This is a genomic window from Brucella daejeonensis, from assembly GCF_014199265.1.
Classification (GTDB): domain Bacteria; phylum Pseudomonadota; class Alphaproteobacteria; order Rhizobiales; family Rhizobiaceae; genus Brucella; species Brucella daejeonensis.
In genome coordinates this window covers 19,343-42,637 of the sequence record NZ_JACIJG010000004.1, presented here as the reverse complement: position 1 = coordinate 42,637, position 23,295 = coordinate 19,343, and the positions used below count along the sequence as shown (strand labels likewise).

The window sequence follows — 23,295 nt, the reverse complement described above, 5'->3', positions numbered from 1 at the left end:
GAGTAACGCCCGCATGGTATTGCCCCATTCGTTCTCGCGACTTGCGCGCGGGACGGCTTTGGCGTGTGTCCTTGCTTTACCTTTCGTTTCTGTCGCAGCTTTGCCCTCGCCTGCACTGGCTCAGGATGCCCTCGCCGCAAACTACAAGAGCGATCCCAATGCCCGGATGCTTTTGCAGGCGGACGAGCTTGTCTATGACCGCGATGTCAATGTCGTCACCGCGAAAGGCCAGGTACGCATCGAATATGACGGCAATCGTCTCGTGGCGGATCAGGTAACCTATAACCAGCAGACCCGCCGCATGACCGCGACCGGCAATGTCGAGATTGTCGAGCGTGACGGCAACAGGATCTACTCGGATCACATCGATGTGACCGACAGTTTCCGCGATGGCTTCGTCAATGGCCTTCGCGTCGAGACAACGGACAATACACGCTTCGCGGCGGAAAGCGCCGAGCGCAGCAACGGCGAAATCACCACGTTCAACAACGGCGTCTATACGGCATGCGAACCCTGCGCCAAGAACCCGGACAAGCCTGTTCTCTGGCAGATCAAGGCGCGCAAGATCATCTGGAACAGCGCGACCAAGACGGTTCGCTTCGAACGCGGACGTTTCGAGCTGTTCGGTATGCCGCTCGCCTATTTCCCGGCCTTCGAAATGGCTGACCCGACGGTGAAGCGCAAGAGCGGCTTCCTGTTCCCGGGTTTTTCCTACAAGGACGATCTGGGCTTCGGCATCAAGAATTCCTATTTCTGGGCACTGGCCCCGAATTACGATGTGACGCTGTCCACAACCGCCTACATGAAGCAGGGCTTCCTGACCGAAGCCGAATGGCGTCATCGTCTCGAGAACGGGACCTATGATTTCCGCATTGCCGGCATTCATCAGAACAAGCCGGAAGAATTCGACGTCAATACGGTCGATCGCGAAGAAGACAATCGCGGCATGGTCGCTTCCAAGGGCGACTTCGAGATCAATTCGCGCTGGCGTTTTGGCTGGGACATCATGGCCCAGACGGATCGCAATTTCAGCCGGACCTACAATATCGAAGGCTATAACAGCGGGACCCAGGTCTCGAAGATTTATCTGCGCGGCATCAATAATCGAAACTATTTCGACCTGAACTTCTACCGCTTCAACGTGCAGGAATCCCTGCTGTCGGACAATCTCCGCGAGATGCACTCGAAGCAGCCCTGGGTATTCCCCAGCCTGGATTATTCCTACACGCTGCCCGATCCGGTCTATGGCGGCGAGTTGAATTTCACCAGCAACCTCCAGGTTCTGTATCGCCGGAATGCCAATTATACGCCGGCGGTCCGAGATAAAAACAACAATCTCATCGGTCCGGCCTATCCTCGCGTCCCCGGTTTCGATGGAACCAATGTCCGGCTCACCAGCGAAGTCGAATGGAAGCGCACGTTCATTACGCCTGCGGGTCTGGTCATCACGCCGTTGCTGGCCTTGCGCGGTGATGCGATTAGCGCCAATTCGAACTTCAACCTGATCGATGCGGGTTATACGGATGCGCTGGTCCGCTCCGAAGCGCTCCGCGCCATGGCGACGGCAGGGCTTGAACTGCGTTGGCCGATCCTGTTTTCGAGCACCAGTTCGACGCATATCATCGAACCGATTGCCCAGCTCTATATTCGAAACAACGAACGTTATGCGGGCGAACTGCCGAATGAAGACGCCCAGAGCTTCGTCTTCGATGCGACCAATCTGTTCTCGCGTGACAAGTTTTCCGGTTATGACCGCGTCGAAGGCGGAACGCGCGCCAATCTCGGCCTGCGCTATTCAGGCAATTTCGACAATAGCGACTGGGCGCTCTATGCGCTCGGCGGCCAATCGTTCCAGCTCGGCGGCGTCAATTCCTTTGGCACCAGCGACTTCCTGAACATCGGCGCGGATTCCGGTCTTGAAGATGCCCGTTCCGATTATGTTGCAATGATCGGAACGTCCAATTCGACTGGCCTTGCGCTTGCCGCTCGCGGTCGCTTCGACAAGGACAGCTTCGATATCGAGCGCGGCGAGCTGGAAGCGCAGCAAAGCTGGAAAAAGCTGACTGTCTCGGCTCGGTACGCCTATATCGCGCCTCAACCGGCCTATGGGTACAACGACCTTCGTCAGGAAGTGACCGGTCAAGCCACCGCCAAGATCAACACAAACTGGCGCGTATTCGGTTCGAGCACCTACGACCTGGTTTCCGACACGCTGGTCCGGGGATCGGCCGGATTGGCCTATGACGACGAGTGCTTCACCTATTCGATGGCTTACGTACAGACACGTAATCCGAGGCGCGATGGCAGAGACAACGACCCATCGCATAGCATCAGCTTCAACATATCGCTGCGTACGCTGGGTGATATTGGCAGTGGCTCACAATCCTTCTAAAATTCTGCCGCCGAAAGCATTAAGACCGCTTTCGGCGTCTTGCTGTTCCACAAACAAGGAAATCCGCCTCGCGGACCTCAATTTAAACGATTTTTCATTGCAAAGCTCTGGGGTCATTGTTTCGCCGCACTGGCTCATCTATACAGGCAACTTGCGATTGGCTGCTGATATGACTGCCTGATTGGCGCAGAGACAGCTTTGGCCAGAGTGGTTTACATCCGGCGGGGGCCTTGTGTCGGCCGGTAGGAATGGGAAAGAAAGATGATGTTTGCAAGACCTCTTTTCGCCTCCATGCTGAGCGCCGCTGTCTTTGCGGCCACGCTCGGAACGGTTGCGAACCCGGCTTTTGCCGCAGGTGCGGGGTCGGAAGTCAAAATCATCGTCTCCGGCAATGCCATTACCAACAGCGACATCCAGCATCGCGTCGCGTTCCTGAAACTTCAGCGCAAGGGCGGGAACCTCACCACGACGGCCCGTGAAGAACTGACCGACGAAATGCTGAAACGCATCGAGATGAAGTCTCGCGGCATCAACATTTCCGACCGGCAGGTCGATGAGGCCTATGCCGGTTTTGCATCGCGTAACAAGATGAGCCTCGCTCAGCTCAATAAGGTGATGAACCAGTCCGGCGTTACGCCCGATCATTTCAAGAAATATATCATGGTCCAGATGGGCTGGGGCCGTCTTGTAAGCGCCCGTTTCCGGGCCACAGGCATGATCAGCGAGCAGGAAGCCGTTCAGCGTATGCTCAAGGACGGCGGAAAGAAGCCCGTCGCGACCGAATATCGCCTTCAGCAGGTCATTTTCGTCGTGCCCGCCGCGAAGCGCTCGTCTGCCCTGCTCGCCAAGCGCAAGCAGGAAGCCAATGCGCTGCGCTCACGTTTTCAAAACTGTGACGCCACCCGCCAGCAGGCCAGAGGCATCATCGATGTGACCGTTCGCGATCTGGGGCGCATCCTTGAGCAGCAATTGCCGAACGAATGGTCCAAGGCCGTCAAATCGACGCCCGTGGGCAGGACGACGCCACCGCAGGACACGGAAAAAGGCGTGGAATTCCTCGCCGTCTGCTCGACCCGTCAGGTTTCGGATGACCGTGTGGCCCAGCTCGTGTTCTCCATGGAAGGGGCCGACTCCGCCGAGGGGCAGGAAAAGAAGGCCGACGAACTGAATAACAAATATCTGCAGGAGCTGCGCGAAAAGGCGAAGATCGTCAATCGCTAAGCCGATCCGGCATTCGCCTCCTCCTGCTCCCCATTTTTATGGGACCATCGAATATGTGCGCAAAGCGTATCCCTCCCTTGGCCCCTCCCTTGGCCATGAGTATCGGCGACCCATCCGGCATAGGACCGGATGTCGCCCTTGCTGCCTGGCTGCGGCGTGACGAACTTTCCCTGCCGCCCTTCGTGCTGATTGCCGATCCATCCCAGCTTGAAAAGCGCGCGCGTCATCTGGGGCTTGCGGTTCCGATCAAGACGATTTCGGCCATTTCCGAAGCCTCCGATGCGTTTCGCACGACGCTGCCTGTCCTCCCGCTGCAAAACAGCCATGTGGAAGCTCCGGGCAAGCCAATGCCCGAAAATGCGGACGGCACGATCGAGGCAATCTCGCGCGCGGTTGCCCTCACCCTTGAGGGTGAAGCTTCCGCGGTCGTCACCTGCCCGATTGCCAAAAAGCCGCTCTATGAAGCCGGTTTTCCCCATCCGGGCCATACCGAATATCTTGCCGAACTTGCGAGCAGCCATCTCGGCAGGCCGGTAACGCCCGTCATGATGCTGGCGGGGCCTGAGCTTCGCGCGGTACCGGTCACGATACATATTCCGCTTTCCGAAGTGCCAGTTCGCCTGAACACGAAAGACATAGTCGATGTTTCGCGGATAACGGCTGACGAACTGCGCGAGCGTTTCGCAATCCCGTCGCCGCGTCTGGCGATTTCCGGCCTCAACCCGCACGCCGGTGAGGGCGGCGCCATGGGCAAGGAAGACGACGAAATCATTCTGCCGGCAATCGAAGAATTGCGTCGCAGAGGGGTGGATGCACGCGGCCCCCTGCCCGCCGATACGATGTTTCATCCATCGGCCCGCGCAAGCTATGACGCGGCGATCTGCATGTATCACGATCAGGCTCTCATCCCCGCCAAAGCGCTGGCTTTCGATGAAACGGTCAATGTGACGCTGGGGCTTCCCTTTATCCGAACATCGCCCGATCACGGCACGGCTTTCGATATTGCGGGGAAAGGCATTGCCCGCCCCGACAGCCTCGTGGCGGCTATCCGTCTTGCGCGGCAATTGGCGGAAAACGCAGCGAACGGACACGCATGAGCATAGATAATCTTCCTCCGCTACGCGAAGTGATCGAGCGGCACGATCTGATGCCGAAGAAATCGCTCGGCCAGAATTTTCTTTTCGATCTCAATCTGACCTCGAAGATCGCTCGTCAGGCGGGCAATCTTGCCGATCAGCCCGTGATCGAAGTCGGTCCCGGTCCGGGCGGTCTGACACGGGCGCTTCTTGCCCAGGGCGCGCTTGTCACCGCCATCGAACGCGATGAACGCTGCCTCGACGCCCTGGCGGAAATCGAAGCATATTATCCGGGCCGCCTGCGCATTATTTCCGGCGATGCGCTGGAACAGGATTTCCAGGCCTTGTTTCCCGATGGGCCAAAGCCGCGCATCGTGGCGAACCTGCCCTATAATGTCGGCACACAATTACTGGTCAACTGGCTGCTCACGGAGCCATGGCCACCTTTCTATTCGTCCATGACCCTGATGTTTCAGCGTGAGGTCGCCGAACGCGTCGTGGCCGCGCCCGGCAGCAATCATTACGGCCGGCTGGGTGTTCTCGCGGGCTGGAGAACCGTGTCGAAGATCAGTTTCGATGTGCCGCCGCAGGCCTTTACGCCGCCTCCCAAAATCATGTCGTCGGTCGTTCACATCGTCCCGCGTGAAAATCCCCTGCCCTGCGATGCGACGGCACTGGGACAGATCACGCAGGCCGCCTTCGGCCAGCGAAGGAAGATGCTGCGGCAAAGCCTGAAACCGGTGGGCGGAGCCGAATTGCTTGAGAAGACCGGCATCGACGGAACCCGGCGGGCGGAAACCCTGAGCGTCGAGGAGTTCGTTGCGCTGGCAAAGGCCTATCGCCCGGCAAAATGACCGGTGCGACGGGCGCTTTTCCCCGATCCCGGTTTCGCCGTCTCGGAATGGCTGGCGACGGGCGGCAGCTTCATTTCGTTGACGATATATCCCACGTGGTCGATTTCCTCGCGGAAACTGCTCAATGACGATCCCGTCAGTTTTTCACCGGCATTGAGATGGGCCGTCAGCGGATCGACATATCGATCGCCGACCTTAAGCTCATAATAGAGATGCGGCCCGGTCGAATAGCCGGTCGATCCGACATAAGCGATCACCTCGCCCTGCTTGACATGATCGCCGACTTTCAGGTCTTTTCTCGCCGCAGACAGGTGCGCATAGGTCGTGCTGTAACCGCCCTGATGGCGAATGCGGACATATTTTCCATATCCCTTCTGGTAGGAAATCAGCTCAACCGTACCGTCGCCCGCCGCAACGATCGGTGATCCTATGGGCGCATCGTAATCGACACCGTTATGATGCTTGCGGACGTGCAGGACAGGATGGATGCGCCAGCCGAAACCATCGTTGAGACGGCCATTCGGCAGGGGCTTCCGCATCAGATATTTGGTCATGGAGGAGCCGTCTTCGTTGAAGTATTCAGCTCTGCCGCTCCTCTCGTGACGGTATAGCCGGCGGCTTTTCCCGTTCGCGGTAAACGCGACAAAAACCAGTTCCGGCTCGGACCCGGCACTTCTGCGGAAAAGAAGATCGATCAGATCCGGCGCGTTTTGCCCACCGGCAAGCGAAATTCCGTTCCGGGAAGCCAGTTTTTCGACCTCCCCGACGATTTCACGAGGAGCACCGGCCTGCCTGAGCCGGGACGGGATGGAGCCATCGCCGTCGGTGTTCCCTTGCGACCGATGAGCCGTCAGCATCGCATCGCGTGAAAGCCGCGCAAACAGGCGCTCATTGCCGGTCGCGCGGAATACGCCGTCGTCGGCGCGTCCGTAGACGGCCTTGTCAAAATCGCCATGTTCGAAGCGGGCAAGCGCGATATGCCGATCTCCGTTATCGTCGGCGCCCCTGTGAGACCTGTCCACGAGCAATTCCAGATTGTCGCCCGGCACGAGTTCGGTCCTTGCCAGCGCTTCTTCAAGACGCCTGCTGTCTTCTTCGGCAATGCCGGCCGCCTGCAACAAGGCTCCGAGCCGCTCGCGCGATTGCGGAGCGACGACGATCTCGTGGACTTTGGCCCCCTTGCCCCCGACGGGTCTGGCGAGGCTCACATTGATGGGAACGCCTCGTTCCAACTTCTTTTCTGGTCGCCCGAAAGGAGATTCAGGCGCGGGGTTTGCGTCGAGGAAACCATCATTGGCCGCAACCGGCTTCGACCCTTTCAGGTCGAGAACAACATGCTGATAGGTATAAAGACGAGCATCGCCGTCATCGACGCCTTCCGCAATGTCGATGCGTCTCGATACGCCGCCGCCCGCCCCACCCCTTGCTTCGGGTATCAATCGGGCTTCTCTCGCAGCGGCATGATGCCGGATCAATAGGGCCGGATCGACCGTCACCGGCTGCGCCGCGTGGCCATGCGGGACGAGCCGCCCGGTGGTAAATAAAAGCCCGCTCCCGGCCAAAACCGTCGCGGTGGCGAGTGCGAGACAAAATCGCAAATGGGTTCGCAGGGAAAAACGGACCCGCCGAAAGGGATTCAGGCTTCCGGGTGAAAGCGGCTCGCTTGCCTGCGTTGACCAGAAGACCATGCCGAACAATTCTCCGCCGCAGGATTGCTTGTGGGATTACTGGCGGGAGATTGATAAAAACAGCGGCCAAAATATGTCTTCCGGCAGACTATCCACCGGAAGAGCGCCCCGTTCACAGATCGTGATGTTCAGTCCTTGGCTCGGCTACGCCGATGCTCCGCGAGCATCGACCAGGTATAGAGCGCCAGACCCGCCCATATCAGGGCAAAGGCGCCGAGCTGGGCGGCGGAAAACGGCTCATGGAAAATGAAGATCGCGAAGACGAACAGCATCGTCGGCGTCATATACTGCATGAGACCGAGCGTGGTGTAACGCAGCAGCTTGGCGCCGCCAGCGTAGAGGATCAGCGGAATGGCCGTGAACGGACCGGCGAGAAGCAGCATCGTCACGTTGAAGGCCGGTCCGGTGGAAAAATGGTCCTGTCCCGTCGCCGCCAGCCAGAACACATAGCCAAGCGCCGGAATGCACAGGATCAGCACTTCGAGCGTGAAACCCTGGAGCGGCGGCATCGGCAGCGATTTGCGGAAGAAGCCATAGAGACCGAATGTCAGCGGCAAAGCCAAGGAAACCCAGGGCAGTCCGCCTGCGTCGGCGGTGAGCAAAAGAACGGCGGCAAAAGCGAAACCGACGGCCACATACTGGACCCTGGTCAGTCTTTCACCGAGAAACAGGCCACCAAGAATGACGTTGAACAGGGGATTGATATAGTAGCCGAGCGCCGCCCCCATCACCTGATCATGCGCAACCGCCCAGACATAAACCGACCAGTTGGCGGTGATGAGACCGGCTGTCAAAGCAGCCATGGCCAGCATACGCGGCTGGCGCACCGCATTGAGAATGTCCCGGAACTGCCCAAGGGCAACCAGCAGGAGAAGCGCAACCGGCACCGACCAGATCACGCGGTGGGACACCACCTCCATCGCCGGTACATGACTGAGGGTCTTGAGATAAAAAGGCAGCGCGCCCCAGAGCCCATATGCTCCAAGAGCCATCAGAAATCCGCGTACGCCATCGGAAAGGCGCATATCGGTGATGGTCTGATCGGACATGCCTCTCTCCTCGGCAAAACTGAAAGCGTCCGCCTGCCACGGCTGGCACACGGACCACAACACTTTCTCCGCTATGCGCTCAACGACTCATAAAATCCATTCAATTAAACTGATCGAAGCATCAATTGCAGTGAACAGACAATTTTATTCGGCGGCGGCCAGTCCGGCCATGGCGCGGTTCTTCATCAGTTTGTAATTGACGGAATCCATCAATGCCTGGAAAGACGCATCGATGATATTGTCGGACACACCGACCGTCCGCCAGCGAGCGCCGGTCACGTCGCCGGATTCGATCAGGACGCGCGTGATGGCAGCCGTGCCGCCATTGAGGATACGCACCTTGAAGTCGACGAGTTCGAGATCCTCGATTTCCGCCTGATAGCGCCCGAGATCCTTGCGCAGCGCAATATCGAGCGCATTGACCGGGCCATGCCCTTCTGCCACCGACATGCGCACTTCGCCATCGACCTCGACCTTGACGACGGCTTCGGACACGGTCTTCAACATGCCGTTGGCATCGAAACGGCGCTCGACGAGGCAGCGGAAAGAGTCGACCTTGAAGAATTCGGGCTGCGGATTCAGCATATTGCGGGCAAGAAGCTCGAAACTCGCATCCGCCCCCTCGTAAGCATAGCCTTCGGCCTCGCGCTCCTTGACCAGAGCGATCAGCGTATCGAGGCGCACATCGTCCTTGGCGACACGAATGCCCCGACGCTCCAGTTCCGCGATGAAATTGGACTTTCCGCCCTGATCCGACACCATGACGCGCCGGTTGTTGCCGACCGATTCCGGCGGCACATGCTCGTAGGTCTGCGGTTCCTTGAGCAGCGCCGAGGCATGAATTCCGGCCTTCGTCGCAAAAGCGGAGCTACCGGTGTAAGGCGCCTGCTCCGTCGGGAGACGGTTCAGAACATCGTCGAACGCGCGCGAAATGCGCGTGATGCTCTTCAAGGCACCGGGCTTGATCCCCAGTTTGAAACGCTCGGCCCAGTAAGGCTTCAGCGCCAGCGTCGGGATCAGCGAAACGAGATTGGCATTGCCGCAGCGTTCGCCAATACCGTTGAGCGTTCCCTGTACCTGACGAACGCCGGCGTCGATTGCCGCCAGCGAAACGGCTACCGCCTGTTCGGTGTCGTTATGGGCATGAATACCCAGGCTTTCTCCCGGAACGACCGCTTTGACCACGCCGACGATTTCTGCGATCTCCGAAGGCTGCGTGCCGCCATTCGTATCGCAGAGCACGACCCAGCGCGCTCCGGCCGAATAAGCGGCCTTGGCGCAGGCGAGCGCATATTCCGGGTTGGCCTTGTAACCGTCGAAAAAATGTTCGCAATCGACCAGTGCTTCCCGCCCCGCCATGCGCGCGGCGGTGACGGAGGCCGTGATCGATTCCAGATTTTCCTCGTTGGTGCAGCCGAGTGCGAGGCGGACATGGTAATCCCAGCTCTTCGCCACAAAACACACGGCATCGGCGGAGGCCTGCAACAGGCTGGACAGGCCGGGATCGTTCGAAGCCGAAACGCCCGAGCGCTTTGTCATGCCGAAAGCGGCAAATTTGGCCCGCGCAGTCTGGCGGCGCTTGAAGAAGGCCGTATCGGTCGGATTGGCGCCCGGATAGCCGCCCTCGACATAATCAACACCAAGCTCTTCGAGCAGCACGACGATCGCTTTCTTGTCTTCTACAGAAAAGTCAACGCCGGGCGTCTGTTGTCCATCCCTGAGGGTCGTGTCGTAGATATAGATGCGCTCGCGTGTCATTATCTTGCTCCCCGCATTCTGGCTGGACAACAACCGCCCGTTCCAACATCTGTCCGTCCTCGCACGCTTCGCGGCTGCGGGCGGGTGGCTGATTTCAGTTCTGTCCGTCCTCGCACGCTTCGCGGCTGCGGGCGGACGGTGAGCGTCTGTTGTCCATCCCTGAGGGTCGTGTCGTAGATATAGATGCGCTCGCGTGTCATTTGCCTGCCTGTCGGTGGGTGTGCGGTCCGGTCAACCTTGCTGTTGCGGCCAGCTTTCAGTATCGTAATCGGGATGCTGGTAGGAAATCATCGTCCTTACGAACTCGATACTCTCCGGGTCGCGCTCCGTATTGTAGCCGGGAAGATTTGCAAGTTCATCCAGATAGGGCAGCCGTTTTTCGACCCCCCACTGAATGGTCGGTTCAATTTCCTCGGGCGCATCGAAAGCCCCGATGGCAAGCGCGATCCCGTCGGGCGCTTCATAGGTGAGCGGCGTGCCGCATTCGGGACAGAAGCCGCGCTTCACATGATTGGACGACTGGAAACGCTTCGGCTCGTTTCGCGTCCATTCGAGTTTGGCTTCCCTCAAGGACACCAGCGGTGCGTAGAAATTGCCGAAAGCCTTCTGGCACATGCGGCAATGGCAGATCGATGCCGACCCCAACGCGCCTTCGACACGAAAGCGGACCGCACCGCACTGGCAACCGCCCGTATAGATCGGTCTGTTATCGAGCGTCATGTCATCCCCTCCCTTGATCCGGACTTCAGCTAGTGGATTTTTCGAATTTGACGTTTGAAACAGCATCTCATTCAGTCGGCATTCAAACGTCAAATTCAATCCACTAACCTACCACATCCCAACTTGTTATACGCTCGCCCGTCTCGGGGTCCTTGCCATCCTTGAGCTGGATGCCCTCCTTGAGCAACTCGTCGCGAATGCGGTCGGCCTCGGCCCAGTTCTTCTCGTGAATGAAACGAAGGCGCTCCGCGACGCGCTTTTCGATCGCTTCACTGTCCACCTCTGCCCTGGCAAAGACCGGCACGTCCGCCGTCTCAACGAAATAGGGATCGAACAGGCCCAGAAGCGCCATGCCCTCGCCCAGACTGGCAACGTCTTTCGCCTTGAACGCCTTGCGCAATGCCGTGATCGCCGTCCAGCTATTCAGATCGTCGGAAAGTGCTTCAACGACTTCTCCAGCAGCGGTGAGCACCTGCGGCGCGACGAAATTCCTGTCACGCAACAGGCCGTACCAGCGGTGCAATTCGTCGGCGGATTCCATCAGGCGCTGCGCCGTCCAGTTGATAGGCTCGCGATAATGCGTCTGTAGCATCGACAGCCGTGCGGCAAGGCCGACCCAGCGGTCGTGTGCGTCGCGGTCTTCCCACTCGCCCAATTGCGGCAGGCCATCGTTCAGCACGTCGCGAATGGTGATGAAATTGCCGAGCGATTTCGACATTTTCTGCCCTTCGACCTGCAAGAAGCCGTTATGCATCCAGATGCTGGCCATCAGCTCGGTGCCCAGCGCGCAGCATGACTGTGCGATCTCGTTCTCGTGATGCGGAAAGACCAGATCGATGCCGCCGCCGTGAATATCGAACTGGTTCCTGAGCGGGTCGTCGCATTTCAGGCCGCCGCCAAAAGGCTCAAGCAGCTTTGCCATCGACATGGCGGAGCACTCGATATGCCAGCCCGGACGACCGAGCACCTCGATCCCTGCCGGAGAAGGCCAGCCCGGCTCACCCTCTTTCGACGGTTTCCACAAAACGAAATCCATTTCGTCCCGTTTGTAGGAAGCCACGTCGACGCGCGCGCCGGCCAGCATCTCGTCAAGCGAGCGGCGAGCGAGAGCGCCATAGCGCGGCCCCTTGCGTTCGTTCATGGCGGAAGGCGAGAAGAGGACATGGTTCTCGGCCACATAGGCGACGCCCAGCCTGACGAGACGGTCGATCATGGCGCGCATCTCGTCCATATGCTCGGTCGCGCGCGGCTGAACGCTCGGCTGGAGATTACCGAGTGCCGTCACATCGGCCTGAAACTGCGCATTGGTGCTTTCGGTCACCCGGCGAATGGCTTCATTAAACGGTAAATCGGGGTAATCGCGCGCGGCGCGAGCGTTGATCTTGTCATCGACATCCGTGATGTTGCGCGCATAGGTGACATGCTCCGCGCCGTAGACATGGCGCAACAGGCGAAACAGCACGTCGAACACGATCACCGGACGGGCATTGCCGATATGCGCGAAATCGTAAACGGTCGGCCCGCAGACATACATGCGCACATTGTTCGGATCGATGGGAGAAAACTCCTCTTTCGTGCGGGTCAGCGTGTTGTACAAACGCAGTTGCGGCGCATAAGCCATTGTAAATATTCCCCAAAAGACCTGCAAAATCGATGCGCGACTAACCGCAGCCGACTGACCGGGGCGTTATCATCCAATTTTCAGGAAAGGGAGACGAAAACGGCCGGGCCAGCAAGCTGCTAGCCAATAATAATCGCACAAATACAAATGTTCGTGGTCGGCGTTTTCATGCCAGCACTTATCCTCAGCGAAAGCACTTCCGTCAAGAACTTTCGCCGACAGGCTGATGGTTTAGGGTCTAAACTCAATCAGGTTTCGGGCGTGGCGTGAGCCGGATTTTGTTCCTGAACAGGAGAAAAGTCCTCGTGGTGTGTCCCACCACGAGGACTTTTCGACGCATTCAGGGGCAAAATCCTAATTGGGTTTAGACCCCAGCGCCTGTTGTATTTTTGCAACCAACTTATCCACACCGCACCGTTAACCGGAAAACCGCAAAACCGGCTCCAATCAGCCTTCATTCGGTCTCAATCAATCACAGAATGGTGATCAGGCATTATCGAAAGGAAAGACCGATGTCTAAGAATGAACTGCAACCCCGCCAAGACCGACTGGTTGATAAATACCGCGAGATCGGGCCTGCCGTGCTTGTTGCAGCATTGCTGAACGCAACGCGGCGCACGACCGACGGTCGTAACGACAATCGCCGCCGCTCCATTCTCGCCATCAAGAAGACCGGCTGAAGAAGCTGATATCGTTCAGCACCGAGAGCGCCGCGCAGGTCTGGCGCTCTGAGTGGGTGGATGCGTAAAAAATAGCGCCAGTCCAGCAAGACTGGCGGTCACTGTCAGAACATCGAAAGCTGCCCATCGTTCCCGTCATCGGACTCGGGCTTCGACTTTCGCTTCGGTGCTGCGTTCTGCGAAGGAACCTGTTCCTCTACGCGCTCTTGTAGATCGGGCGTGGTATTGGCCACCTTGTTGACCTTGTCCGACACGGGAACTGCTTCAAAAAAATCATCCTGAACCGGGCGCATGATGTCCGCGACTTCACGCGGCAGATGGCGCTTGCAATCGAGCCAGCGCGCAAAATCCTCCGGCTGTACGACCACCGGCATCCGTTCATGGATCGACCTGAGCAAGCCGTTCGCGCTCGTCGTCAATATGCCTCCAGTATCGATCTGGGAGCCGTCGGCGCTGCTCCATGTCTCGATCAGGCCGCCAAAAGCCACGATGCCGCCCCTGCGCGGGCGCACCCAGTAAGCTTGCGACTTGTTCTTCCCTTCACGACGCCACTCGTAAAAGCCCGACGCAGGTATCAGGGCGCGACGGTGATTGAGGGCTGCGCGAAATGAATTTTTCTCGGCTGCCGTTTCAGACCGGATGTTGAACATCAGCGGCCATTGGTTCGGGTCCTTGACCCATGAAGGAACGAAGCCCCAGCGCACGAGCACACCCATCCGGTCGGGCCGGTTGCTCCCCGGCGGAGGCGTTTCACCGCCCAGGATCGACAGGATCGGCTGGGTTGGAGCAATATTGTAGCGCGGAGGAAAATCCTCGGCGATCAGTGCCGCCGCGAAGGCTTCCAGTTCGTCCCGGCTTGCGGTCAATGAAAAACGTCCACACATGGTGGGCATGTTATAGCTATGAACACATCCCGAAAAGTGTGAAACAGTCGGAGCATGATGAAAACAGTTCCCGTATTTCCGATCCCTGCGAAGGTTCACGGCGTCTCGCTGATCTGCCGGCGCGAAGGACGTTTCCTTCTGGTCGAGCGCGGAAAGGAACCGTGGAAAGGCTGGCTCGCTTTTCCGGGCGGCGGCATCGAAGCCGGCGAAACGCCCGAAGAAGCCGCCATCCGCGAACTCCGGGAAGAAACGGCGCTCGAGGCCCGGCAGTTGTCTCATGTCATCACCGTTGATCTCGCCCTTGAAGGCAAGGCATATGACAGGAGCTACTATCTCTCTGTCTTTCGTGCGATGAGGATTTCCGGTCAGGAAGCGGCGGGAGATGACGCCGCCTCCATCCATTGGCTGACGGTGGAGGAGATGATTTCGGCAAAAGTGACGGACAGTACCCTTGATGTCGCCCGCGCGGTGGCCGAAAGCGAAGACGGGCATTCCGAGATTAATCTTGTTTAGCGATCTGCCTTGAAGCCGCCCCTATTCGGAGAATAGCTTATTGTCAGGTGAGAGGGTTTTCGATTGAAAGGCATTCCGCTTGTTCGGCCGTTTGTTCGGCCGTTTGTTCGGCTGGCTGTCCGCGCCTCGATCGCTTTATGGGTCGGGGTGGCGTTTCCGGCTTCCGCTCAGGACGCCCCCTATGAAGGGAAGATGTTGCGGCTCGCCGAAATTCTCGGCTCGCTTCACTATCTGCGCAATCTGTGCGGCGAAGCTGGCAGCGAATGGCGGGACCGGATGGATGCCATCATAACGGCTGAAAAGCCTTCCGAAGCCGAACGGGTGAGGCTCGTATCAAGCTTCAACCATGGGTATCGGGTGTTTGGCGACAACTATACGCGCTGCACGCCCTCGGCGCTTGCGGCGATCGATCGCTACATGAAGGAAGGCGGGGACTTGTCGAACGAGATCATCTCGCGCTATGGAAATTAACCAATCATTCACTCTTGTGCGGATTGCGAGGAATAGTGTCGTTCAAATCCGTGATAATCTGTTAACACTGTCTTAAAAAGCAGTCACGTCGCAAGGCGGTTGCGCTCCCGGATAACGGTGAGACACAGTCATGCGGCAGAAAGGCGAAAGCCAGGATGAAACCTATGGAACACGCACCGGCCGATCTGGACGAAATGATTGCCCGCGAGAAAAAGCTCGTCGCAATCGAATATCATAACGAGGCCTGGGCAGACGGTATTTCCGAGGGTATCGAGCCGGAAATTCTTGCAGAGGCCGCTTTCACGACGGCGCTCACCGAGCTTATCCGCGAGGCTGGCGACGACTGCGCGCTGGAACTCATCGAGAAAATGCGCGAGCAGATCGTGGCGGGAACCTTCCTGCCCCAGCGCATCCTGCAATAGAGCGGTTCCTGTCTGGCGGCGAATAGTCAGACAAGGGCACGCAAGCGGCTCGGCGGTTCATCGTAGAGCCGATGCCAGACACGCCGAAACTGCCGTGCCGATGCAAATCCAGCCCGTGCCGCAACATTTTCGATATCCATATCCGAATTCAGAAGCATTTCGCGGGCAAGACTGATTTTGAGGCGGTTGACGTAATCCGTCACGCTCATTCCGGCATATTCGTTGAAAAGGCGGGAAAGATTGCGCGGGCTGGCCCCGCTAATGCCCGCCAGCCGTTCCACCGACCAATCCGCCGCCGGATCGTGCGCGATGGCATCCTGTGCGCGATGCACGACAGGGTTCACATGATTTCGCCCTTCGAGCCATGGCGATAGTTGCGGGTCGTTGCCGCTGCGCCTGAGATAGACAACCAGATAGCGCGCAACGGCCAGCGCGGTGGCGTGGTCGGTCAAACCCGCAACGATGTGGAGCATCAGATCGATCCCGGCGGTGATGCCAGCACTGGTCAATCGCTCGCCATCTTCCACGAAAAGCCTGTTCTCATGCACGCGGGCGGCGGGAGCCAATCGCTCCAGTTCGCCGATTGTCAGGTGGTGCGTGGTGCAGGAATAGCCGTCGAGCAAGCCTGCGCGCGCCGCCAGCAATGCACCGGAGCAGATCGTTACCAGCCGGACACCTGGACGAACAGCGCTGCGAAGCCACGCCACAATCTCTTTTTCCGCAACGGCATCACCCGCGCGGTCCGTTTCCGCATGGCCCAGCGGGACATCCGCAGTGCCGGAAACGATGACGAGAGCGCGGTCCGGCAATGATCGAGGCAGCGGCTCGACACCGGTAACGGGCAGACCTATGGAGCTGAGCACGGTTTGGTCCGGTCCGACATAATGAACGTCGAACCGCACCTTTTGCTGCTCAAGATCAGCCTTGCGCAAAACCTCAAGCGGCCCGGCCACGTCGAGCAGAAGCAGGCGCGGCGGGATGACGACAAAGACCGGAATTGACCGGATGCTGTCGATTGGGCGGTTCATGCAGCCTTCCGTTCTCCCGATGCCGCCAGGGCCTGCTCGACGGTTACGATACGGGCAAAGCGATTAGCCAGAACCAGTTCCGTCCGCGCCCGAATTTCCGCAGCGCTCCATTCGCGTCCCGTGGCGTCGGTCATCGGAAATGTCAGCGTCGCTTCGCCAACAAAATCGACTGCATATCCGAAATCCGATGCCTGCCGCGTGGTGGTTTCGCAGCACTGCTCCGTGCGAATCCCCGAAACGATCACGCGGCGGATGCCATTTGAAACCAGCCAGACATCCAGCCCGCTTCCGACCAGCGCACTGTGGCGGCGCTTGCGGAAAACCGCGTCGGGTTCGATCGACAGCGGCGCAAGCGGCTTCACCAGACCTGAGGCTTCAGAGAACGGACCTTCATTCTCGACATGAAAAATCTGCACTACCGGAATGCCGGCGCGCTTCGCACCGTCGATCAAAGCCTGCTGGCGCTCGATATAGGCCGTGACCTCTTCGTCCCGATAATAAGGACGGTGACGAAAGGATTCCTGAGCATCGATGACCAGCAAAGCCGTATCGTGAGCGGACATTTTTGTTCTCCCTTTAAAAAGACTATAGGGAGAGAATAACCCTTGCAACACTGACCGAAAGGCAACTTACGGACAAAGAGCGGACAAATCACGCCAACTGTAATCCAGAAACGAACTTAAAGGAATTCACCCAAGCCAGACGCATACTTCACCGGCATGAACTCAGTAACCTCATACCTTGCCAGTTGATGCTGCCAGAAAGGATCGCGACTCAACATCTTGTCGAGTTCGCTTCTACTCACCTCACCGCTCACAAGAATGATGCCACCGTCGCGAGGGTTTTTCGGTCCAGACGCGAGAAAAATGCCTGCAGCATATTGCCGATCGAGAAACTCCCGATGCGCTTCAAGATGCACCTCAATCTCTTCAAGAGGTTTGATATAGGTCAGATTAACAATAAACATCGGTAAGCCTCCGGTCACTGGCGCGGCAGCGCTTCCAGAAATTCCACAGGCTCGCCCTTGTTCGGGTTCACGATCTCGGCTTCCCACATCACCTTGATGCCCCGCACAAAGGTTCCGACCGGCCAGCCCGTGACGGTCTTGCCGTGATAAGGCGTCCATCCGGCTTTCGAACCGGCCTGCTCGTGCGTGATGGTCTCGCGATGTTTCATGTCCACAATCGTCAGGTCGGCATCGTAACCGACAGCGATACGTCCCTTGCGGGCCATGCCGAAAATCCGGTTCGGACCGTGGCTCGAAAGATCAACGAAGCGCTCCAGCGAAAGCTTGCCGGCGTTGACGTGATCCAGCATGATCGGCACCAGCGTCTGCACGCCGGTCATGCCGGACGGGGAAGCCGGATAAGACTTCTGTTTTTCTTCCAGCGTATGCGGCGCATGGTCCGAGCCCAGAACGTCGACGATGCCCTGGTCGATCCCCTTCCACACGCCATCGCGGTGGCGCTTGTCGCGCACGGGCGGGTTCATCTGGATGAGATTGCCGAGGGTCTTGTAGTCGTCCGCCGACAGGGTGAGATGATGCGGCGTTGCCTCGCAGGTCGCGACATCCTTGTGGTTCTTCAGAAAGTCGATCTCTTCCGCAGTCGAGATATGCAGCACATGAATGCGCGCACCGGTATCGCGCGCGATGCCCACCAGCCGTTCCGTGCATTGAAGGGCGGCAATCTCGTCGCGCCACACCGGATGACTCGACGGGTCGCCTTCGACACGCAGGTTCTTGCGCTTTTCGAGGCGGAATTCGTCTTCCGAGTGGAAGGCGGCGCGGCGACGCGTGTTCTTCAGGATCGACCGCACGCCTTCATCATCCTCGACCAAAAGATCGCCGGTAGACGATCCCATGAACACCTTGATACCGGCAGCGCCCGGCAGGCGTTCCAGTTCGGCAACATCCCCGGCATTGTCGCGCGTGCCACCCACCCAGAATGCAAAATCGCAATGCATACGGTGACGGCCACGGCGCACCTTGTCTTCCAGCGCTTCCGCCGAGGTAGTCAGCGGCTTGGTGTTCGGCATTTCGAAAACGGACGTCACCCCGCCCAGAACGGCGGCCAGAGATCCGGTTTCGAGATCTTCCTTGTGCTCCAGTCCCGGTTCGCGAAAATGGACCTGACTATCCACCACGCCGGGAAGAATGTGCAGGCCCGTACAGTCGACGATCTCATCGGCAGAACTTGCGGAGAGAGACCCTATGGCGGCGATGCGTCCATTGCGAATACCGACGTCGCGCTGCCCGATGCCGTCATGATTGACGATGGTTGCGCCTTTCAAGATCGTATCGAATGTCTCGGCCATGGTTGTCTCCTGCCATCTTGATGGGACTTGCGAGCCTTTCCAATGGGGCTTACGTAACGAGGGCGCGAAAGGCAAGGACGAAGCGATGACGACGGCAGCTCAAACGATAAATCTTTCCAACAGGACATTGGTTCACATCACGGGTGAAGAGGCTGAAAAATTCCTTCAGGCCGTGATCACCACCGATCTGGACAAGCTTGGGCCGGACGATCTCAAGCCGGGCGCGCTCCTTGCACCGCAAGGCAAAATCCTGTTCGATTTTCTTGTCTCCCGCATTGAGGGCGGGCTGCGCTTCGATCTGCCCGCGAGCATTGCCGCCGATTTCGTCAAGCGTATCACGCTCTACAGGCTGAGGGCGAAAGCGGAAATTGTGCAATTGCCGGAATCACTTGTCGGCGTTTGCTGGCAAACCGATTCACCTTCCTCACAAACCGATTCAATCAGGCATGACCGCCGCTTTCCCACGGAACTGAATGTTCTGAGAATCTATGGCCAGACCGCCGGCAGCGCCGATATTTCAGCCTGGACGAGACTTCGCGCAGAGTACGGAATAGCGGAAGGCGAAGCGGATTTCGCCTATAACGACGTCTTCCCTCATGACGTCAACTTCGACCAGACCGGCGGCGTTTCATTTCCCAAGGGGTGCTTCATCGGGCAGGAAGTCGTGTCCCGGATGCAGCATCGCGGCACGGCGCGGCGACGCGTGCTCGTGGCACGTTCCGAGACCCTTCTTCCTCCGATGGGGACGCCGATTACCGTGAATGGGCGCGAGATCGGCGCAATGGGCAGTTCCGCCAACACGGTCGGGATTGCCCTGATGCGCATTGATCGCGTCAAGGAGGCTATGGATTCCGGCAGTGTCATCCTCGCGGGCGAAGCGCCGGTCACACTCTCCCTGCCGCCGCATGTAGGCTTCGGCTTTCCCGAAGCAGAAACAGGAAACGCCTGATGGCAAGCGCCGACCACTCTTCCGGAAAAATGCGCGCCTGGCAGCGTATGCTGTCGGGACGTCGCCTGGACCTGCTGGACCCCTCGCCTCTCGATATCGAAATCGAAGATATTGCCCATGGTCTTGCACGCGTTGCCCGATGGAACGGACAAACAATCGGCCAGCACGCTTTTTCGGTCGCCCAGCATTCGCTGCTCGTCGATCAGATATTCAATCGGCTGGTGCCCGATGCCAGTGTCGAGTGGCAGTTGCTTGCCCTTCTGCACGATGCGCCGGAATATGTGATCGGAGACATGATCTCGCCTTTCAAGGCGGTGATGGGCGGCAATTACAAAACGATAGAGACACGGCTGGAACATGCCATTCACCTTCGTTTCGCCCTGCCGGCCTCCGTACCGGTCCAGCTCAAGACGCTGATCAAACGGGCCGATCAGGTCGCCGCCTTTTTTGAAGCGACGCGGCTTGCCGGTTTTACCGAAACCGAAGCCGTGAAATATTTCGGACGGCCGCGTGGCTTCGACCCAGCCGGACTGGATATCACGCCGCGTCCGACGCAGGAGGTGCAGACGGATTTCCTCCGGCGTTTCGCGGCATTGGACAAGGCGCGATCGGGCCGATGAGCCGAATCGTCGTTTCGCCCTTGTCGCAACTGGCCGTGCAACTTGCCCGGCACCGGCCAAGCCATGTCGTCACGCTTGGAAGCGGGGTTCCCGAAGCCCTGCCCGATGGCTACAGCGCCATTCGCCTTTCATTGACGTTCAACGATATTGCCGAACCGCGAGAAGGACTGGTCGCGCCGGACGAAAGTCATGTGCGGGAACTTCTGGATTTCGCGAAAATCTGGCCGATGAAGGCACCATTGCTCATTCACTGCTATGCTGGAATATCGCGCTCCACCGCCGCCGCCTATGTCATGGCGCTGGCGCTCGATCCATCACTCGACGAAGTCGAGCTTGCCGCACGCCTGCGACGATTATCGTCTGCCGCTACTCCCAATATTCGCCTGATATCGGTTGCAGATGAAATGCTCGGACGAAATGGGCGGATGATCGCGGCGATACGTGCAATAGGACGCGGAGCGGACGCCTTCGAAGGAGAGGTCTTCAGCCTGCCTCTTGAAGACTGATCGCCCGTCCAAGCGCGTTCAAAAAGCCGCCCCGTGCGTCGGGCGGCGTCACGGCGCGCGGCTCCCACACATGCCGCATCAGGAAATAGCCGGTCATCGTGAAAGCCTGATCGATATCGTCGTAGGAAGCCGCGCGGATAGCCGTATTGTTGACGAAGCCCGGCAGGGCCAGAAGCCTGTCGGCCCAGGGTGCGCCCGCATCGCGGCAGACGGCGCGGCCCGATTTGGGCGACACATAGATCAGGTCTTCGTGCGAACCGGTTGCCGCGCATTCCTTGAGGTCCAGTCCGAACCCCAGTTCTTCCAGCATCATGACTTCAAAACGCAACAACAATTCGCCTGAAGCCAGCGGATCGTCGAAATGTTCGATGATCAGGCGCAAGGTCTCGTAGAGTCCTCGGTGCGGGTCGCGTTCGGGCAAAAGGCGCAGATGGGACGCAGCCAGTTGAATGCCGTAAAGCGCCACCGGCGTTTCGATGAGACGGGCCGCGGCGAAGCCAAGCGGCTCCATGGTGAAGCTGCCCATATGTTCGTCCAGCCGCGCCCACCATGTGAGGTCCACATGATTGCCCGGCTGCAACAGAGGCTGCATACGGCGGGAACGCCCGCCGCGAACCATGCCCATGTGGCGGCCATGCTCACGGGTCATCACTTCCACGATGGCGCTCGTTTCGCCATGGCGTCGTGTCCCGAGAATTATACCTTCATCGCGCCATTCCATGATCGCCAGTCTTATCGATCAGGTTGGAAAATCAAGCCCCATCTCGCGATAGCGTTCCGGGTCGTTGCCCCAGTTTTCGCGCACCTTCACGAAAAGGAAGAGATGGACCGTCTGTTCGAGTATCTCGGAAATTTCCTTGCGCGCCGATTGCCCGATAGCTTTCACGGTCTCGCCCTTGTGGCCCAGAACGATCTTCTTCTGGCTTTCGCGCTCGACGTAGATCACCTGTTCGATGCGAACCGATCCATCCTTGCGCTCTTCCCAGCGTTCCGTTTCCACAGTCGAAGCGTAAGGAAGCTCCTCGTGCAGGCGCAGATAAAGCTTCTCGCGGGTAATCTCGGCAGCAAGCTGCCGCATCGGCATGTCGGAAATCTGGTCTTCCGGGTAGTACCACGGGCCGTTCGGAACGTTTTCGGCAAGATATTTCGCCAGATCCTTGCAGCCCGACCCGTTCAATGCCGAAACCATGAAAGTCTGGTCGAAGGCAACAAGCTCATTGGCCTTCCGGGCAAGGTCGAGCAGGACCGGCGGGTCCACCCGGTCAACCTTGTTCAGCACCAGAACCTTCTTCTGCCGCACGTCCTTCATGCTTGCAAGAAGCGCTTCGGCGTTCTCGTTCAGGCCGCCCTGGGAATCCAGCAGCACGAGGATGATATCCGCGTCCTTGGCGCCGCCCCAGGCGGTCGTGACCATGGCGCGGTCGAGCCTGCGCTTGGGCCGGAAAATACCGGGCGTATCGACCAGAACGATCTGCGCCGGCCCTTCAATGAAGATACCGCGCACGAGGGCGCGCGTCGTCTGCACCTTGTGCGTGACGATGGAAACCTTTGTCCCCACCAACTGGTTGACCAGCGTCGACTTTCCTGCATTGGGCGCTCCAATCAGCGCCACAAATCCTGACCGGGTCTGCCCTGTCTCATTTTCGCCGTCCGCCGGCGTCGTCCGATTATTCATTCTTTATCCTTCCAGACGATATGTGCTTGCAGAATGCCGCCGTCCCCCGCGCACGACATTTCAGATACGACGAAACCGCTTATTAAAGCGACAATCGTATCGACTGATTATATCCGATCCCGTTTCAAATAACGCCAATTCTTGCGTCAAGCGGAATTGTCACGCTTCCAGATGCCCTCGCGATACAGCATCGCTTCAGCGGCGCTTTGTTCAGCTATCCGCTTGGAGCGCCCCTGCCCCGTCTCGGGCGCGAACCCCTTGACCGTCACTTCCACGGTAAACAGCGGATCATGGTCCGGGCCGGAGCGACTGACGATGGCATAGGACGGATGGACATTGCCCTGCTGGTGTGCCCATTCCTGCAATTCTGTCTTGGCGTCGCGCCGCCCCGCTCCGGTCTGCTGGGAGCGCTTCTTCCAATAGCGTTTCACGAAGGGGCGCACGGCTTCCAGCCCGCCATCGAGATAGATCGTGGCGATCAGTGCCTCTACCACGTCGGCGCGCACATTCAACAGACGCTTGTCATTGAGGGACTTGATATCGGAACCGGTATGGATGAGCTCGGCGAGCCCCATTTCATCGGCTATGGCCGCGCAGGTCTCCGCATTCACCAGCGCGTTGAGCCGGACCGACAATTCGCCCTCGGATGCCTCGGGAAAGGCATCGAACAGCATTTCCGCGACGGTCAGCCCGAGAACGCGATCTCCAAGGAATTCCAGTCGTTCATAATTCGCGCGCGATGGCGCCTGTACGCTTGAATGGGTGAGCGCACGATCCAGCCGCTTCAGATCAAGAAAACGGTGTCCTGTGCGCTCCTCAAGAATTGCTGCGGCCTGAACTGCGGAAGTCATT

At 58.6% G+C, this 23,295-nt stretch carries 24 protein-coding genes; 11 read left to right on the top strand and 13 right to left on the bottom strand.

All coding sequences use genetic code 11. The features are described 5' to 3' along the window. Window positions 1–13 precede the first annotated feature (13 nt). The 4 genes from FHS76_RS05870 to rsmA all read left to right on the top strand — a co-directional run bounded on the left by FHS76_RS05870 (window position 14) and on the right by rsmA (window position 5,543). On the top strand, window positions 14–2,392 hold the full coding sequence (locus FHS76_RS05870) for an LPS-assembly protein LptD (protein ID WP_183650149.1): 2,379 nt from the start codon (window positions 14–16) through the stop codon (window positions 2,390–2,392). A 261-nt stretch (window positions 2,393–2,653) separates the two neighbouring features. Then, window positions 2,654–3,613, top strand: coding sequence for a peptidylprolyl isomerase (locus tag FHS76_RS05865; protein WP_183649463.1), 960 nt, complete (start codon window positions 2,654–2,656; stop codon window positions 3,611–3,613). 53 nt (window positions 3,614–3,666) lie between these two features. Further along, window positions 3,667–4,710, top strand: coding sequence for a 4-hydroxythreonine-4-phosphate dehydrogenase PdxA (gene pdxA, locus FHS76_RS05860; protein ID WP_183649460.1), 1,044 nt, complete (start codon window positions 3,667–3,669; stop codon window positions 4,708–4,710). Further along, window positions 4,707–5,543: a 16S rRNA (adenine(1518)-N(6)/adenine(1519)-N(6))-dimethyltransferase RsmA gene (rsmA, locus tag FHS76_RS05855; protein ID WP_183649457.1), complete on the top strand. Its 837-nt coding sequence runs from the start codon at window positions 4,707–4,709 to the stop codon at window positions 5,541–5,543. The genes pdxA and rsmA overlap by 4 nt, the downstream gene beginning before the upstream one ends. On the opposite strand, the gene FHS76_RS05850 is transcribed toward rsmA, so the two are convergent. The 5 genes from FHS76_RS05850 to cysS all read right to left on the bottom strand — a co-directional run bounded on the left by FHS76_RS05850 (window position 5,525) and on the right by cysS (window position 12,379). Further along, window positions 5,525–7,231, bottom strand: coding sequence for a M23 family metallopeptidase (locus tag FHS76_RS05850; RefSeq protein ID WP_183649456.1), 1,707 nt, complete (start codon window positions 7,229–7,231; stop codon window positions 5,525–5,527). The genes rsmA and FHS76_RS05850 overlap by 19 nt on opposite strands. Before the next feature lie 128 nt (window positions 7,232–7,359). Further along, on the bottom strand, window positions 7,360–8,280 hold the full coding sequence (gene rarD / locus FHS76_RS05845; RefSeq protein WP_183649453.1) for an EamA family transporter RarD: 921 nt from the start codon (window positions 8,278–8,280) through the stop codon (window positions 7,360–7,362). A 144-nt stretch (window positions 8,281–8,424) separates the two neighbouring features. Then, window positions 8,425–10,038, bottom strand: coding sequence for a citramalate synthase (gene cimA / locus FHS76_RS05840; protein ID WP_183649450.1), 1,614 nt, complete (start codon window positions 10,036–10,038; stop codon window positions 8,425–8,427). Window positions 10,039–10,269: 231 nt separating this feature from the next. Then, window positions 10,270–10,758: a GFA family protein gene (locus FHS76_RS05835; RefSeq protein WP_183649447.1), complete on the bottom strand. Its 489-nt coding sequence runs from the start codon at window positions 10,756–10,758 to the stop codon at window positions 10,270–10,272. A gap of 103 nt (window positions 10,759–10,861) precedes the next feature. Continuing rightward, window positions 10,862–12,379, bottom strand: coding sequence for a cysteine--tRNA ligase (cysS, locus tag FHS76_RS05830; RefSeq protein ID WP_183649444.1), 1,518 nt, complete (start codon window positions 12,377–12,379; stop codon window positions 10,862–10,864). A 512-nt stretch (window positions 12,380–12,891) separates the two neighbouring features. Between cysS and FHS76_RS05825 the strand changes: the two genes are divergently transcribed. Beyond that, entirely contained in the window at window positions 12,892–13,059 is a 168-nt protein-coding gene (locus FHS76_RS05825) for a hydrolase (protein ID WP_183649440.1), read from the top strand. Between the two features lie 104 nt (window positions 13,060–13,163). Here the strand turns inward: FHS76_RS05825 and FHS76_RS05820 are convergent, their stop codons facing one another. Then, complete coding sequence (locus FHS76_RS05820; protein WP_183649437.1) at window positions 13,164–13,943, bottom strand: SOS response-associated peptidase; 780 nt, start codon at window positions 13,941–13,943, stop codon at window positions 13,164–13,166. A gap of 57 nt (window positions 13,944–14,000) precedes the next feature. On the opposite strand from FHS76_RS05820, the gene FHS76_RS05815 reads away from it, so the two are divergent. From FHS76_RS05815 to FHS76_RS05805, 3 genes are all read left to right on the top strand, one after another. Continuing rightward, window positions 14,001–14,456: an NUDIX hydrolase gene (locus tag FHS76_RS05815; protein WP_183650144.1), complete on the top strand. Its 456-nt coding sequence runs from the start codon at window positions 14,001–14,003 to the stop codon at window positions 14,454–14,456. A 111-nt stretch (window positions 14,457–14,567) separates the two neighbouring features. Further along, complete coding sequence (locus FHS76_RS05810) at window positions 14,568–14,927, top strand: TIGR02301 family protein (protein ID WP_183650141.1); 360 nt, start codon at window positions 14,568–14,570, stop codon at window positions 14,925–14,927. A 164-nt stretch (window positions 14,928–15,091) separates the two neighbouring features. Beyond that, window positions 15,092–15,349 (top strand): hypothetical protein, encoded by a 258-nt coding sequence (locus FHS76_RS05805; RefSeq protein ID WP_012092403.1) that lies wholly within the window; start codon window positions 15,092–15,094, stop codon window positions 15,347–15,349. A gap of 26 nt (window positions 15,350–15,375) precedes the next feature. On the opposite strand, the gene FHS76_RS05800 is transcribed toward FHS76_RS05805, so the two are convergent. The 4 genes from FHS76_RS05800 to FHS76_RS05785 all read right to left on the bottom strand — a co-directional run bounded on the left by FHS76_RS05800 (window position 15,376) and on the right by FHS76_RS05785 (window position 18,693). Then, window positions 15,376–16,377: a GlxA family transcriptional regulator gene (locus FHS76_RS05800; protein WP_183649434.1), complete on the bottom strand. Its 1,002-nt coding sequence runs from the start codon at window positions 16,375–16,377 to the stop codon at window positions 15,376–15,378. Beyond that, window positions 16,374–16,940 carry an isochorismatase family protein gene (locus FHS76_RS05795; protein ID WP_183649431.1) on the bottom strand — a complete coding sequence of 189 codons (567 nt, stop codon included), beginning with the start codon at window positions 16,938–16,940 and terminating at the stop codon, window positions 16,374–16,376. The genes FHS76_RS05800 and FHS76_RS05795 overlap by 4 nt, the downstream gene beginning before the upstream one ends. A gap of 116 nt (window positions 16,941–17,056) precedes the next feature. Beyond that, window positions 17,057–17,344: a YciI family protein gene (locus FHS76_RS05790; protein WP_183649428.1), complete on the bottom strand. Its 288-nt coding sequence runs from the start codon at window positions 17,342–17,344 to the stop codon at window positions 17,057–17,059. A gap of 14 nt (window positions 17,345–17,358) precedes the next feature. Then, window positions 17,359–18,693 carry a dihydroorotase gene (locus FHS76_RS05785; RefSeq protein WP_183649425.1) on the bottom strand — a complete coding sequence of 445 codons (1,335 nt, stop codon included), beginning with the start codon at window positions 18,691–18,693 and terminating at the stop codon, window positions 17,359–17,361. A gap of 85 nt (window positions 18,694–18,778) precedes the next feature. Between FHS76_RS05785 and ygfZ the strand changes: the two genes are divergently transcribed. Genes ygfZ through FHS76_RS05770 form a run of 3 tightly spaced genes read left to right on the top strand, consistent with a single transcriptional unit; the run spans window position 18,779 to window position 20,768 of the window. Continuing rightward, window positions 18,779–19,642 (top strand): CAF17-like 4Fe-4S cluster assembly/insertion protein YgfZ, encoded by an 864-nt coding sequence (gene ygfZ, locus FHS76_RS05780; protein ID WP_235992592.1) that lies wholly within the window; start codon window positions 18,779–18,781, stop codon window positions 19,640–19,642. Further along, on the top strand, window positions 19,642–20,262 hold the full coding sequence (locus tag FHS76_RS05775; protein ID WP_183649422.1) for a YfbR-like 5'-deoxynucleotidase: 621 nt from the start codon (window positions 19,642–19,644) through the stop codon (window positions 20,260–20,262). The genes ygfZ and FHS76_RS05775 overlap by 1 nt, the downstream gene beginning before the upstream one ends. Next, a complete protein-coding gene (locus FHS76_RS05770; RefSeq protein ID WP_183649419.1) occupies window positions 20,259–20,768 on the top strand; it encodes a tyrosine phosphatase family protein in 510 nt (169 codons plus the stop codon). The genes FHS76_RS05775 and FHS76_RS05770 overlap by 4 nt, the downstream gene beginning before the upstream one ends. On the opposite strand, the gene recO is transcribed toward FHS76_RS05770, so the two are convergent. The 3 genes from recO to rnc all read right to left on the bottom strand — a co-directional run bounded on the left by recO (window position 20,746) and on the right by rnc (window position 23,294). Then, window positions 20,746–21,489 (bottom strand): DNA repair protein RecO, encoded by a 744-nt coding sequence (gene recO, locus FHS76_RS05765; protein WP_183649416.1) that lies wholly within the window; start codon window positions 21,487–21,489, stop codon window positions 20,746–20,748. The genes FHS76_RS05770 and recO overlap by 23 nt on opposite strands. Window positions 21,490–21,507: 18 nt before the next feature. Next, window positions 21,508–22,443, bottom strand: a complete 936-nt coding sequence (era, locus tag FHS76_RS05760; RefSeq protein ID WP_183649413.1) for a GTPase Era — start codon at window positions 22,441–22,443, stop codon at window positions 21,508–21,510. Window positions 22,444–22,589: 146 nt separating this feature from the next. Beyond that, on the bottom strand, window positions 22,590–23,294 hold the full coding sequence (rnc, locus tag FHS76_RS05755) for a ribonuclease III (RefSeq protein WP_183649411.1): 705 nt from the start codon (window positions 23,292–23,294) through the stop codon (window positions 22,590–22,592). Between the last annotated feature and the right edge of the window lies 1 nt (window position 23,295).